Source organism: Cystobacter fuscus, from assembly GCF_044360685.1.
Taxonomy (GTDB): Bacteria; Myxococcota; Myxococcia; order Myxococcales; family Myxococcaceae; genus Cystobacter; species Cystobacter fuscus_C.
Genome location: NZ_CP043491.1, coordinates 5033623 through 5047174, shown reverse-complemented (window position 1 = coordinate 5047174; position 13552 = coordinate 5033623). Strand labels below are relative to the sequence as shown.

General features: G+C 67.7%; 10 protein-coding genes. 7 read left to right on the top strand and 3 right to left on the bottom strand.

Annotated elements, in window-relative coordinates; all coding sequences use genetic code 11:
* Positions 1-59 precede the first annotated feature (59 nt).
* From F0U63_RS20820 to F0U63_RS20800, 5 genes are all read left to right on the top strand, one after another.
* Entirely contained in the window at positions 60-1856 is a 1797-nt protein-coding gene (locus F0U63_RS20820; RefSeq protein WP_395847657.1) for an SAVED domain-containing protein, read from the top strand.
* 29 nt (positions 1857-1885) lie between these two features.
* On the top strand, positions 1886-2842 hold the full coding sequence (locus tag F0U63_RS20815; protein WP_395847656.1) for a nucleotidyltransferase: 957 nt from the start codon (positions 1886-1888) through the stop codon (positions 2840-2842).
* A 67-nt stretch (positions 2843-2909) separates the two neighbouring features.
* Positions 2910-3722: a sigma-70 family RNA polymerase sigma factor gene (locus tag F0U63_RS20810; RefSeq protein ID WP_395847655.1), complete on the top strand. Its 813-nt coding sequence runs from the start codon at positions 2910-2912 to the stop codon at positions 3720-3722.
* 27 nt (positions 3723-3749) lie between these two features.
* Positions 3750-4625 carry a serine/threonine-protein kinase gene (locus F0U63_RS20805; RefSeq protein WP_395847654.1) on the top strand — a complete coding sequence of 292 codons (876 nt, stop codon included), beginning with the start codon at positions 3750-3752 and terminating at the stop codon, positions 4623-4625.
* A gap of 24 nt (positions 4626-4649) precedes the next feature.
* On the top strand, positions 4650-4829 hold the full coding sequence (locus F0U63_RS20800) for a hypothetical protein (protein WP_395847653.1): 180 nt from the start codon (positions 4650-4652) through the stop codon (positions 4827-4829).
* Positions 4830-4854: 25 nt separating this feature from the next.
* Here F0U63_RS20800 and F0U63_RS20795 read toward each other — a convergent pair whose 3' ends face one another.
* The 3 genes from F0U63_RS20795 to F0U63_RS20785 all read right to left on the bottom strand — a co-directional run bounded on the left by F0U63_RS20795 (position 4855) and on the right by F0U63_RS20785 (position 7161).
* On the bottom strand, positions 4855-5307 hold the full coding sequence (locus tag F0U63_RS20795; RefSeq protein WP_395847652.1) for a hypothetical protein: 453 nt from the start codon (positions 5305-5307) through the stop codon (positions 4855-4857).
* Positions 5308-5530: 223 nt separating this feature from the next.
* A complete protein-coding gene (locus tag F0U63_RS20790) occupies positions 5531-6091 on the bottom strand; it encodes a Wall-associated protein precursor (RefSeq protein ID WP_395847651.1) in 561 nt (186 codons plus the stop codon).
* Between the two features lie 80 nt (positions 6092-6171).
* Positions 6172-7161 (bottom strand): LysR family transcriptional regulator, encoded by a 990-nt coding sequence (locus F0U63_RS20785; protein ID WP_395847650.1) that lies wholly within the window; start codon positions 7159-7161, stop codon positions 6172-6174.
* Positions 7162-7258: 97 nt separating this feature from the next.
* On the opposite strand from F0U63_RS20785, the gene F0U63_RS20780 reads away from it, so the two are divergent.
* Together F0U63_RS20780 and F0U63_RS20775 are read left to right on the top strand one after the other, a co-directional pair.
* On the top strand, positions 7259-8155 hold the full coding sequence (locus F0U63_RS20780) for an SDR family oxidoreductase (RefSeq protein WP_395847649.1): 897 nt from the start codon (positions 7259-7261) through the stop codon (positions 8153-8155).
* 244 nt (positions 8156-8399) lie between these two features.
* Positions 8400-13469, top strand: a complete 5070-nt coding sequence (locus F0U63_RS20775) for an Adventurous gliding motility protein K (RefSeq protein WP_395847648.1) — start codon at positions 8400-8402, stop codon at positions 13467-13469.
* Positions 13470-13552: the final 83 nt, after the last annotated feature.

The window sequence follows — 13552 nt, the reverse complement described above, 5'->3', positions numbered from 1 at the left end:
GGGCGCGAAAAAAAAACGGGCCGCACGAATGATTAGTTCACGGATGGCATCCCTACGGGATGATGAACGAACCACGTCCCAAGGGGCTCATCCTCCTCTCGCAACCCGAGCAGTTGCGCATCGCGCCCGAGCAGATGGTCGAGGCGCTGCCGGAGTCCTGGCGGCAGCTCCATCATCGCGACGTCGAACTCGACCTGGCGGAGGTGTCCCGGGAGGCCCTCCAGACACAGGATTGGAGCACGGCCCAGCGCACGCTCGAGGAGCGGTTCCGGCGGGAGTTCGTGCCGTTGCGCGAGAAGTTCCCCGGCTACGCGGTCGTCTATTTCGGCTCGGCGCCCATCCCGCTCACCGTCCTGGTGGGATTCCTCCTGGAGACCTGGCAGCGGGTGGTGATCATTCCCCACCACCATACCCAGCGGCGCTGGGCCTGGGTGGAGGAGCCCGGCAAGCCCCCCGCACGCCTCATCCCCCCTGCCCTGCCGCTGGAGCGGGACCGCACGCCGGGCGAGGCCGTCATCCGGGTGTCCACCTCGCACCGCGTCGATCCCCAGATGACACGGGCGATCGTTCCGGATGCGCTGCTGGAAATCGACCTCGCCCTGGAGCACCCGTCGGAGGACGCGTTCACCCGCCTGGAGGAGATGGAGGCCGTCGCCGGGGCGTTCCGCGAACTCCTGAATGATCTGGGCAACCGGTTCCAGGGCATCCACCGGATCCACCTGTTCGCCTCGGTGCAACCGGGGATGGCGCTCCTGCTCGGCGCGCAGATCAGCAAGACGATGCACCCGCCCGTGCAGACCTATCAATACATGCGGCATGCCCAGGTGGGGCCGTACCATGTGCCCGCCGTGGAGGTGAACAGAGCCCCCCGTGCGCAGCCCCGCCCCCTCACCCCGGAGGAGCAGGAGCGGGCCGCCCGCGACCGCGAGAAACTCGAGCGCGACCTCGAGCGGATGCAGGCGCTGGCGGAGCGATGGAAGCCTCCCACGACGGACGATTGGTTGGAGGGACTGTTCCCGTCAGCCAGGAAGCGCTTGGAGTTCTGCGCTCCGTGGAGGCACCTGCCCACTCTGTATGGCACCCCCCTGCTCAAGACGCGGGTGGACGTGGACACCCGCTCCGTCGAGGACAGCTTCCGGCTCGCCCCACCCCTCAACGTGTGGCGGATCGATGACCATTGGTTGGAGCGGCTCGCGAGCCGCTTGCCCGATGAGGCCGAGCGGGCCAGTGCCCTGCGCATGCTCGTGCTGCACGAGCTGGCCCACCGGGGTACCCAGACACTGACACGGACCTCAAGTCAGGAGATCGGTCGCTTCCCCAGGGTGCTCGAGGAGATCGACTTCCAGGCCGACGTGTGGGCCATGCTCCACGAGTATGAGCTGACCCGCACCGAGACACCGCGCCAGGTGGAGAACGCACCCCGGTTCTTCCTGTCGCTGGTGCACCGGGCCACCGAGTGCATGTGGGCGTTCAACGAAGGGCCTCCGCTCCGGGATCTCCAGGTCCGGAGGCTCAACCGCTATCTCATCTGGTATTGGATGTCCCTGCTACTGGAGCGGCTGGATATGCGCAGTCACGGCGGCACGCTCGACGCCGTCCTGTCCGTGCTCGCTCAGCGTCCCAGTCTGGAGCTGGCGGGGCCCTCGCTGCGGACCCAGGGCGAGCGCATCTTCTTCGACCTCGATCCCAAGCGGATGATGACTCCCGAGCTCGCCGTCTACCATGAGGGCAAACTGCACCGGCACGGACCCCGGCCGGGATTCTCCATTGATGCGCTCCTCGACGGTGTCCGCGAGCGCGATGGAGCGAAGATCCTCGACTCCCTTCGGGGGGCGTTCGAGCAGACCGTGCGGTGAATCCCCAACCCCTCGAGAAGGAGCACGCCATGTCCTTGCAGCCCTTGTTCCGGAAGTTCCACGAGCTCATCCAACTCAAGCAGTACGACCAGAACGCGGAGCTTCGCCAGAAGCGCGACATCCTCCTCGGGCGGCTCCGCGACAAGCTCCGCCCGAGAACCTTCGAGTTCTTCAACCAGGGCAGCTATGCGATGGGCACCGGCATCAAGCCCTCCCCCGGCAGCCATGACTACGACTACGACATGGACATCGGGCTCGTCTTCGACCTCGACCACCGGACGACGGATCCGCATTCCGTCAAGGAATGGGTGTACCAGGCCCTCTTCGGGCACACCCAGGACGTGCAATGGCGCACCCCCTGCATCACGGTGAACTACCGGGAGGCCCGTGAACCCAAGTACCACGTCGATCTGGCCGTCATGGCTCGCGAGCCGAACGGAGCGCTGCATCTGGCGCTGTGCCCACACAACGCGCAAGCGAATCTGCGGAAGTGGCAGCCCGACGGCCGCCAGAAGTTCATCCAGGCCATCCAGAGCCGCTTCGACAACAGCGAGGATGACTTCCAGTTCCGCCGGGTCGTGCGCTTCCTGAAGCGGTGGAAGAACGAACACTTCCCCCGGGAAGGCCGTGCGGCGCCCTCGGGGCTGAGCCTCACCGTCGCCGCCCACCAGTGGTTCAGACCCGTCAAGCAGCAGACACGCCAGGGCGTCGAGTACGACGATCTCCTGGCGACCGCTGCCCTGGTGGACAAGATGCGTCAGGGCTTCCAGTCCGTGCGGGACGGGAACGGTCAGTACACGCCACGCCTGATCCTGAGGTTTCCCTTCGAGCCGCATGATGACGTCCTGACGCGAATGAGCCACCAGCAGATGAGCGAGTTCCTGGGACGGTTGGAGAAGCTGAGCGGGTGGCTGGAGGAGGCCCGGAGAACACAGAACGCCGCGCCGCTCCGGCGCGCTTTCGGGGAGCAGTTTCCCATCGCCTGAGCCCACCGCCATGCACATGCACCCTCCCCCGTGTTGTCCGCCAACGAAGCAGCCCGGTGTTCCACCCATGAGCCAGAAAGCACTGTCGGAGATGTCATTCGAGGAGCTGATCCAGCGCGCCCGTGCCGGGGAGCACGGCGCGCTCGGCGAACTGCTCCAGCGCAGCTCGAAGAGGCTGGAGCAATGGGCGCGTCAGCACGGTGGACAGCGGTATCGGATGGGCGAGCGGCCCTCGGACATCTCGCAAGGAATCCGGGAGCGGGTGCTGCGGGGCTTTCGTTCCTTCAAGGGGAATACCGCCGGCGAGTGGTTCGTCTGGCTCAAGATGATCTTCGAGAATGGCCGGAAGCAGTCGATCCGGGATGCGAAGCGGCAGAAACGCGCGGCACCGGAACCGGGTTGCCTGGACGACGACGACGCGAGGGAGCAGCCCTCCCCGGACAAGAGTCCGAGCTATCTCGTCGCGCGGCAAGAAGAGTGGCATTGGCTCTACGTCTGCCTCTACCAGCTCCCAGAGGATCAAGGCCAGGCCATGCAGATGCGCCATCTTCAGCATCTGCCGGTCACCGAGATCATGAAGCGCCTGGGAAAGACGAGGGCCTCTGTCGAGGGACTGCTGTTCCGGGGACTGGAGCGAGTGACGGCCCAGATGAAGCAATACCTTGCGCTGCCCGGAGAGGAGAGCACCACGCCGCCGCGCTCCACGAACGAGGCGGAGACCGCCTTCGTGAGCTACCTCCGCCTGCGTGACGCCGGACAGGAAATCAACCGGGAAGCCTGGCTCGCCGAGCACCCGGCTTGCGCGGACAAGCTCCGCGACATGCTGCATTGGGTGGATCGCCTGCACGCCCACGTTCCCACCTCGGCCAAGAAGAAGTAGCGCCCCTGCTGCCTCCAGGAGTCCGCCATGCCCCTGCTTCCACCCGGATCGTCCATTGGTGACTACGCGCTGGTCCGTCATGCGGCTACCGGAGCGATGAGCGAGGTGTACGAAGCCCGGGACTCCCGCACCGGCTCGCGCGTCGCGGTGAAGCTCCTGTCTCCGGAGCTCTGCTCGGAGCCGGAGCTGGTCGCGCGCTTTCTCAACGAAGGACGAGCACTCCAGCAAGTGACCCACGAACACCTCGTGAAGGTCTTCACCTGCGGCATGCTGCCCGAGGGTCCCCCGTACATGGTGCTCGAATGGGTACCGTGGGCGCTCCACCAGGAACTCGCCCGGGTGGGCGCCATTCCAGCACCCGCGGTGCTGCGGCTCATCGAGCAACTGGCCGATGCGCTGGCCGGGCTGCACGCACGTGGGCTCATTCACCGCGACCTGAAGCCCTCGAATGTCCTACTGGCTGGGGAGGATGGGACCCACTGGCAGGTGAAGCTGGCCGACCTCGGCCTCGCCAAGGCACTTCCCCACACGGCGGAGGCCTCCCCGGAGGCCCGTCCCCTCCTCGTGGCACCCGTTTCGACCGGTGGTGGCACGTGGCTCGGGACATACGACTACATGGCTCCCGAGCAGTGGATCGGCTCCAAGGGCGTCGATGCGAAGGCGGATGTCTATGCGCTGGGGATCCTGATGTTCCAGATGCTGACCGGCGAACTCCCCTTCGCCGCCGAGCGGCAGAAGGACTTGATGTACTTCCATCTGTTCGAACAGCCACCACTCGAACGGCTCGAGGGACTGGCGCCAGAGGGCGTCCGTGAACTCATCACCCGGATGCTCGCCAAGAAGTCCTTTCAACGCCCCACCATGCGTGAAGTCTTGCAGTCCACCACCTCCGCCCTGCAATGAGCGGACCCCACCAAGGAGCAGTCCATGGCAGACAACGACAGCGGCAAGAAGCCCAACGACAATCGGTCCGACGTCATCAATCCGAACAATCCCAAGCACCAGAAGGCGCTCGACGAGCATTCGCGTGCCCGCAATCCGAAAGACCCGAGCAATACGCCGGGGACGACCCGGCCGTCGAATCCTCCGGGACAAGGCAAGCGGTAGCGTCTACTCACGCGGGAGGCCCGGCTCACGTCGTGGGCAGGGGAGCGGGTCCGAGATTCGAGGGATCACGTATGAATTCCTCGGTGGGCGTGAGCCGCATGTTCGTCAGCCCGTGGCGCTCGACGAAGTGCTTGAACCGCTCGGAGACGACCACCTTGCCCTGCATGCCACGAGGGCGGAAGATGTCCTCTCCGGCCCAGGTGCCCGGCTCCAGGACGAAGCCGTGGGTGGCGTCGATGCCTGTCGCACGGCACTCGGTGCAGGTGGGGGGCGAGGAGACACGCACACGGTTGAGTACCAGGTCCACCGCCGCCCGGCCGAAGCAGGGCCAGACGACGAAGTAGGAAGGCACGGTGAGCGGCTCGCGCTTCTTCTTCGTCATGCGGCGCACGCGGACGACCTCCACGGGATGGAAGCCCTCCAGTCCGGTGAGCCCCTCGGCGCGAAAGGCCTCCACGAAGCGCTCGGAGACAAGCAATTCGTACCCCACACCATCGATGAAGTCCCCGAGTTCTTCCCCATACAGTTCTAGCTTGACCCGATAGGGGGGAAGCCAAGTGAGTAATCCGATGATGTCGCCGCACTGCGGACAACGTGGTGCGTCCGCGAGGTTGATGGGCTCGACCGTGTCGACATTGGTGTCGAAGCGGGACCCAAGGATTCCGTCCTCCAGAACAAAGAAATGAGGGGACACAGAGACATCAGAAGCCATGGGGAAACCTCGATTGCATCTCCGGGCGGCTATAGATCTCGCGTAATTTATTCATGAACTGTTCAAGCGTTGCCTTGGGATGTTCCTTGAGCCACTCAACGACCTCTTCGTCGACCTTGCGGTGCCATTCCTGGTAGCCGCAGTGCGATTTCTCATCCTTGGCCCGAGAAACGAAACGAGGATCCCGAGGCTCAAAGAGTCCCTTGAGCGTGGCGTGCCTTGAAAGCCCCTTGGCGATGGGCCGGGAGATGAGGTGGTGATTCTGGCCCTTGCATTGGGGTGGCTCAGAGGACCCCAGCGTCTGGGACAAGGACTCCGCCGCCGTCTGGAGTTGCTGCTTCGTTCTCTCGTCACCCTTCCCCTCCATCCAGGTGGCCTGCTCCAGGAGTTCATGTACCTCGTCCAGCACCTGGGCGGCCCTGCGCGCGTCATTCCCCACGAGGGTCACGCACGCACTCACCATGCCCTGCTTGCAACTGCACACCGCTGACATCTCGCCGGGCGTACAGGCCACCTGCGTCAGCACCACCAGCAACAAGCTCGAGAGCATGGGGCATCCTGGGCCAGGCCCCCTCTCGGGTCTACTCCTCTTTTGTCTGGACCCTCTATCGGGACATCCGCGGCAAGGCCCTACTTCTTGAGGGCCCTGGGTTTCTTCCGCTGGAGGGGACGAGAGGCTGGCGGGGTCGCCCGGGAGGCGTCATCGTGCCCCAGCGCGGCTCCCGTCTCGCCGAGTTCCTCGCGCGCCCACGCCGCGACGCTGTCGGCGAACGCCCGCACGTGGGGCGGGACGAATTCGCGTTCCGGGAACACCATCACGATGCGAACCTCGGCCTCGAGCACACCGGGCAATACCCGCACGAGGGCTCCGCTTTCGAGCAGCGTGCAGACCATGAACAGCGGAACCAGCGCGATGCCCAATCCCTGAAGCGCGGCCTCCCGCAGCAGCGTGACCTCGTTCGAGAAGAACGTGCCCTGGACATGGAGTTTGCCGCCCGCGATGGGCCAATGAGACTGCGCGAGCACTCCATGAGAGAAGCCCATGAGGCAGCGGTGCTCACGCAGGTCCTCGGGTGAGCGGGGTGTCCCCTTCTCCGCCAGGTACTTCGGTGAGGCCACGGCTACACGGGAATCGCGGACGAGCACGCGCGTGACGAGCCCTGGTTCCAACTCACCGCTCACCCGGAGCGCGAGATCGAAGTCCTCCCGGCGAAGATCGACGAACTGGTTGGAGAAATGGACGTGGACGCGCACGTCCGGATGCCGCCGCGCGAAGTCGCAGACCATCGCATGGAAGCCCGGGGGCATGATCGTCGGCACGGAGATCCGGAGCTCGCCGCGGAGCACATCATCTCTCCGGGTGAGGCTTTCTTCCGCTTCGCGCAGGGCGTCGAGCACGAGGCGTGCGTGGCGGTAGAAGGTTTCGCCCGCGCCCGTGAGCATGAGGCTGCGCGTCGTCCGGCGAAGGAGGCGCATTCCCAGCCGCTTCTCCAAGCGCGCGAGGCGGCGGCCGATCGTGGCCCGTGGAATGCCCAGCTCGGCAGCGGCGCGAGACAGCGACTTCGAATCGACCGTCGTCGTGAACGCCAACAGTTCGGAGGTCTCCACCGGCTCGTCCATTGGGATCAATTCCTAGCAGATGATGCCCGTTCGTGGCGCGTTGTCCCGCCTCGTCGGGTCCGCCATATCCATGCCCGAAGACAACGGAGCTGACGACATGAAACCGCTACACGACAAGACCTGCTTCATTACCGGCGCGACCTTTGGCATCGGCCGGGAGACGGCGCTGGGGTTGGCCCGACAGGGAGCGCGGGTGATCATCGCCGGGCGAGACGCCACCCGCGCCAGCGAGACGACCGAGTGGCTCGTGCGGGAGAGTGGCAATGACCGGGTGGACTTCCTCCTGGCCGACCTGTCATCGATGGCACAGGTGCACCGGCTGGCCCAGGCGTTCCGCCAGAAGAACGAGCGCATGGATGTGCTCATCAACAACGCGGGGAGCTGGTTCACCGAGCGGAAGCTGACGTCCGACGGATTCGAGCGCACCTGGGCCTTGAACCATCTGGCCTACGTCGCGCTGACGCTGGACCTGCTGCCCCTGCTCACGTCCAGCGCGTCGGCACGCATCATCAACGTCGCCTCGAACATGCACGAGCGTGGCACCATCGACTTCGATGATCTCCAGGGGAGGAACCGCTTTGGAGGCATGCGCGCCTACTCGCAAGCGAAGCTGGCCAACGTCCTGTTCACCTACGCGCTGGCACGGCGGCTCGAGGGCACCGGAGTCACCGTCAACTGTCTCCATCCGGGTGCCGTCGCTTCTGGCATGGGGCGCGACATGAAAGGCTTCATGCGGTTCTTCCAGACCACGCTGATCCGCCCGCTCCAGACATCTCCCGAACAAGGCGCGGCCACGTCCATCCATCTCGCCAGCTCAGCCGACGTCGAAGGCGTCAGCGGCCAGTACTTCGAGAAATGCAAGGCCGTGCCCTCCTCGCGCGCCAGTCACGACATGACGTTGCAGGAGCAGCTGTGGAAGGTCAGCCTCACCCATCTCGGCCAGATGGACCCGTTTCAATCCGGGCCCCAGCGGAGCAAGCGGCACAGCGGGTGAACGGACGTCATCGTCCAATTCATGTTTTCGCTCCGAGTCGAGGAATTCAGCGCTCCGGCTCCACCCGTACGCGGCTTCACCCGGAGGCCACGCGCGCCGTGCCAGGCCACCCGGCGAGCAGTCAGACGACGAGTGAAACCCCAAGAAAGTCGGGAACTTGAGGGGGCTGGCAAGCACATGGTACGACCCACGCCGGCCCGTAGCCCAGCGGCCACGCTTCTTCCCTGTCGGAGAGGGCTTTCCCATGAGCGAGCGCAACGACCTGCCGAGGTCGCCCACCTGGAGCACCACGGGTGCTTCCGCGATCCCCACCGTGCAGGCCCCCGCCCGCCCCGCCGTCTCCGAGGCCCTCGCTTCGCACCTGGGCGCACTGCCGCCCGCCGCCTCCAGCCCCGAGCAGGACGCCCGCGAGCGCATCGCCAGCCTGGAGCGCGAGGCGCGGGCGCTCGGCACCGAGCCCCAGGCCGCCCTGCTCTTCCATGAGATGGGCCGGCTCTGGGAGGATCCGCTCAAGAATCCCCGCAACGCGGCCATGGCCTACAACCAGGCCTACCGGATCGCCCCGCGCTTCCTCTCCAACATCCGCGCCGCGCGCCGCCTCTTCGCCGACGTGGGCAACTGGCAGATGGCCGTGCAGCTGCTCGAGGCGGAGCTCAACGCCACCGAGGAGCCCTCCGAGCGCGCCGCCCTCTTCTTCGAGAAGGGCAGTCTGCTCGAGGAGCGGCTCGGGCGCGCGGAGGAGGCCAGCGCCGCCTTCGCCCAGTGCCTGGAGCTCAAGCCGCGGGATCCCGCGCTGCTCACCCAGCTCGAGGCGCTCTACGCCGCGCGCAATGATCATTCCGCGCTCGTGGAGGTGTACCGGCTGCTGGCCGTCGCGCTGGAGACGCCCGCGCTGCGCGCCCACTACCTCACCGCCGCGGGCCTGGTGCTCGACGAGCGCCTCAAGCGCACCGCGGAAGCCGCCGTGTGCTTCCGCGAGGCCTTCCGGCTGGACAGCGCGGATCCCCTGCTGCTCAACGCCCTCAAGCGCGTGGCCGTGCGCGAGGGCCGCGCCGAGGAGCTGCTCGAGGTGCTCACCGCCGAGGCCGAGGTGCTCGGGCCCCAGGGCGCGTCCGCCTGGCTGCAGTTGTGCAAGATGTACGAGCGGCTGGGGCGCAAGGAGGAGGCGCTCGCGGCGCTGCTCGACGCGCGGCGCGTGAGCCCCAACGAGTCGCTCATCCTCTCGGCGCTCGCCAACATCTACGAGACGCGCCACCGCTTCGAGGAGCTGGCGGACGTGCTGCTGGCGTGGGTGGGCTGCATCGGCGACGAGAGCGAGCTGGTGGCCATCAACCTGCGTCTGGCGGCGCTGTACGAGGAGGACCTCAAGCGCGACACGGATGCCATCGCCCGCTACCAGGCCATCCTCGCGCGCATCCCCGGCCATGCCGCGGCGCTCGCGGGCCTGGGCAAGCTCTACTTCCGCACCCGCAACTGGGAGGGGCTCGTCTCCGTCTTCGACGCCGAGGCCGCCGCCACCCAGGAGCCCCGCGAGAAGGCCGCGCGCATGTACAAGGCGGCCGAGGTCATGGAGGAGCGGCTCAACCGGCAGGAGGAGGCCATCCAGCGCTACACCGCCTGCCTCCAGGTGCAGCCGGGCTACTTCCCCGCCCAGAAGGCCCTCATCAACCTCTACGAGCGCCAGGGCCGCTTCGCCGATCTCGTGGCCATGTACGAGCAGGATCTGCTGCAGACGCAGGACCGCGAGCAGATCATCGACACGCTCAACAAGGTGGCGATCCTCCACGAGGAGCGGCTCAACGATCTGGCGCACGCCATCGAGTGCATGCGGCGCATCCTCGACCTGGCGCCGGATCATCTGCAAAGCGTGCGCAACCTGTCGCGGTTGCTGGAGCGCGCGGGGAACTTCCCGGAGCTGTTGCGCAACCAGGAGCTGGAGGCCTCGCTGGTGGGAGACACCAAGCAGGTGCTCGCGCTCTACCACCGCAACGCGGAGATCCTCGACGAGCACCTGAAGGATCGCCCGGGCGCCATCGCCGCCTATGAGCGCGTGCTCACGCTGATGCCCTCGTACCTGCCGGCGCTCAAGGCGCTCGGGCGGCTGTACTCGCAGGAGGGCAAGTGGGAGCAGCTCATCCGCATGTACCGCACCGAGGCGGAGTTCTCCACCAACCCGGACGCGGCCGCGGCGCTCATCCACAAGATTGGCGAGCTGTACGAGCACCGCCTCAAGGACGAGAGCCAGGCCGTCGCCTCCTACCAGGAGGTGCTCACGCTGGCGCCCAGCCACTTCCCGGCGCTGCGCGCGCTCGCGCGGCTCTACAAGGCCAAGGGCGCGTGGGAGAGCCTCATCGAGGTGCTGCGCTCGGAGGCGGCCAACCGCACGGATCCCATGGAGCGCGCCAACGCGCTCTACCACGCGGCCACCATCTGGGAGGATCAGCTCAAGCGGCCGGACATGGCCATCGAGGTGTTCCAGGAAGTGCTGCGCCTCTCTCCGGGCCACACCGCCACCCTGCGGGCCCTGGAGCGGCTGTTCCTCGCGGACGAGGACGTGAAGGAGCTGGTGGCGCTCTTGGATCGCGAGACGCAGATGGGCCAGACGGCGGGCGCCAAGGTGTCCGCGTACATGAAGCTCGCGCGGCTCTACCTGGATCACTTCCAGGAGCCGGCGCGCGCGGCCCAGTGCTGCGAGGCGGTGCTCGCGCTTGAGCCCGGCCACCTGTCGGCCCTCAAGACGCTCGAGCGCATCCGCGCGGGAGACCGGGCGCGCCGCGGCGAGCTGCGCCTGCGCCTGTCCGAGCTGGTGAAGGACGCGCGGCTGGGGCTCGCGCTGCGGGTGAACGCCGCGGCGGACCTGGACAAGGGAGTGGACCTCGAGGCGCTGCGGCAGGCGGTGGCGGCCAATCCCCGCGACGTGCGGCTCACCTTCGGCCTGGAGCGTGCCCTGCGCCAGGCGGGTGACGCGGCCGGCCTGTCCGAGCTGTACCTGCGCCGGCTCCAGGTGGTGACGGACGAGATGGAGCGCGTGCAGTTGATGCTGCGCTGCGCGGACCTGGACGAGGGCAAGCTGAACAACTCGTTGCGCGCCGAGCAGGCCTACCGCGCGGTGTTGCAGTTGCAGCCGCAGTGTCTGCCCGCGCTGCAGGGCCTGCGGCGCGTGCTGGCCCGCCGGGGCGATGCGGCCTCCGCCCGTGTGTTGTTGGAGAGCGAGGCGAACGCCAGCCGCGATCCCCGCGGCGCCATCGAGTCCTTCATCTCCGCGGCCCGGCTGGCCGCGGGGGCCCTCCAGGACGCGGACGGCGCCATCTCCCTGTACCGCAAGGCGCTGGAGCGCGATCCCCTGGACGCGACGGCGACCGCCGGCCTGGAGGAGCTGCTGGCGGCGCGGGGCGGCGCGGCGGATCTGGCGCTGATGCAGGAGCGGCGCGCCGAGGCACGGCTGGCCCAGGGAGACACGGACGCGGCCGCCGAGGCCCTGCTCCACGCGGCGAAGACGTACCTGACGGGCGTGGGAGACCAGGCGCGTGCGCTGGAGCTGCTCGAGCGCACCCTGTCCCTGCGGCCCACGAGCCTGGAGGCCCTGGAGCTGCGCGCGCACCTGCTGCTGGAGCACCGGCGCTACGCCGAGGCCGCCGCCACGCTCACCCAGCGCGTCGAGCTCGGAGGCGATCCCGCGCTCGTGGCGAGGATGCACCTCACGCTGGGCGCGCTGTACCAGGATCACCTGGCCGAGCCGAGCCATGCCGCCGTGCACCTGCACGCCGCGCGCGAGGCGATGCCGCACAACGTCGAGGTGCTCGAGCGCCTGTCGACGCTCTTCCTCCAGGTGCGCAACTGGACGGGGGCGATGGATTGCCTGCGGCGGCTGTTGGAGCTGGAGCTGCCGGTGGCCGACCGCGCGCGCCACACGGTGACGCTCGCGCAGGTGCATGAGCAGGGGCTGGGGGATCTCGCCACGGCCTCCGCGCTCTACCGCCAGGCGTTGGATTTGAGCCCGGGGGACATGACGCTCGTGGACAGGCTGGCGACGCTGTACGAGCGCGCCGGCAAGCTGCCCGAGCTGTCGCAGATGTTGGAGACCCAGTCCGCGCAGGCCCAGGGCGCGGGAGACAGCAAGCGCGCGGTCACCCTGCGGCTGAAGGTGGCCGACCTGAGCGCGGGTCCCCTGAGCGAGCCCGGGCGCGCGGTGACGCTCTACCGGCAGATCGTGGAGGCCGAGCCGGGCAACATCGCGGCGCGCGCGGCCCTCGCCAACCTGTACATGCGCGACGCGGCGTCGGCGCAGCTCGCCATCGAGGAGCACCGGCACCTGTTGCGCCTGGAGCCCACGCGCGTGGAGAGCCTGCACGCGCTCTTCCGGCTGTGGGAGGGCCTCAAGCAGAACGACAAGGCCTTCTGCGCCGCGTCGGTGCTGCACTTCCTGCGGGCCACGAACGAGGCGGAGGCGATCTTCTACACGGAGATGCGCAACCGCCTGCCCCTGGAGACGCAGGAGCGGCTGAGCGTGGCGGATCTCGACACGGCGCTCACGCACCCGTCCGCGCGCGGGCCCCTGCTCGAGGTGCTCCGGGCCGTGGGAGATCAGCTCGGCAAGCTGCACCCGCCGCAGTTCGAGCTGCTGGGCGTCAACCGCAAGGACGACAAGCTCAAGCCGGAGCACGCCGTGTTCAAGGCCGTGCGCGCCGTGGCACAGGTGTTCGGCGTGGAGGAGTTCGAGGTGTACCAGTCGCGCCGCGGACTGCTCGCCCTGGAGACGGGAGAGCCGCTCGCGGTGTGCGTGGGCCAGGACGTGGTGCGCCGCTTCAACGCCCGCGAGCAGAAGTTCCTCATCGGCCGCACGGTGATGGGCCTGTTCAACAAGACGGCGGTGCTCTCCAAGCTGTCGCGCGGCGAGACGCTGGATCTGTTCGGCAACTCGGTGCGCATCTTCGCCCCGCAGTTCACGGCGCTGGGGCGCAACAACGAGGAGCTGGTGAAGCAGTACCGCCGCGCCTACTCGCGCAAGGCGCTCAAGGCCCTGGAGCCGGCCGCGCTGGAGCTGGGTCCCCAGTCCAAGGTGGAGCTGGTGCCCATGCTCGAGGGCCTCGCACTGTCGGCGGACCGGGCGGGCGCGCTCCTGTGCGGAGATGTATCGGTGGGCCTCTCGCTCGTGCTCAAGGAGGATCCGAACTTCGCCAACTCGCGCCTGGAGCACACCGAGCCCCTGCTCCAGGCCCTGCGCGAGCGCACCGACCTGCAGCAACTGCTCTCGTACGTGCTCGGCGACGACTTCCTGCGCCTGCGCCAGCGGCTCGGCCTGTCCCTGCCGTGAGCCGAGCCGGAGGGGGCGAGGCTCTGGAAGCACCCGCCCCTTACGGCCCGAGCGAAATCCTCGACCACGCCTGTCGCGCGGGC

Coding starts and splice junctions, on each gene's coding strand:
- F0U63_RS20780 (WP_395847649.1), top strand. CDS start 7,259: ATGAAACCGCTACACGACAAGACCTGCTTCATTACCGGCGCGACCTTT.
- F0U63_RS20810 (WP_395847655.1), top strand. CDS start 2,910: ATGAGCCAGAAAGCACTGTCGGAGATGTCATTCGAGGAGCTGATCCAG.
- F0U63_RS20815 (WP_395847656.1), top strand. CDS start 1,886: ATGTCCTTGCAGCCCTTGTTCCGGAAGTTCCACGAGCTCATCCAACTC.
- F0U63_RS20820 (WP_395847657.1), top strand. CDS start 60: ATGATGAACGAACCACGTCCCAAGGGGCTCATCCTCCTCTCGCAACCC.
- F0U63_RS20775 (WP_395847648.1), top strand. CDS start 8,400: ATGAGCGAGCGCAACGACCTGCCGAGGTCGCCCACCTGGAGCACCACG.
- F0U63_RS20785 (WP_395847650.1), bottom strand. CDS start 7,161: ATGGACGAGCCGGTGGAGACCTCCGAACTGTTGGCGTTCACGACGACG.
- F0U63_RS20800 (WP_395847653.1), top strand. CDS start 4,650: ATGGCAGACAACGACAGCGGCAAGAAGCCCAACGACAATCGGTCCGAC.
- F0U63_RS20805 (WP_395847654.1), top strand. CDS start 3,750: ATGCCCCTGCTTCCACCCGGATCGTCCATTGGTGACTACGCGCTGGTC.
- F0U63_RS20790 (WP_395847651.1), bottom strand. CDS start 6,091: ATGCTCTCGAGCTTGTTGCTGGTGGTGCTGACGCAGGTGGCCTGTACG.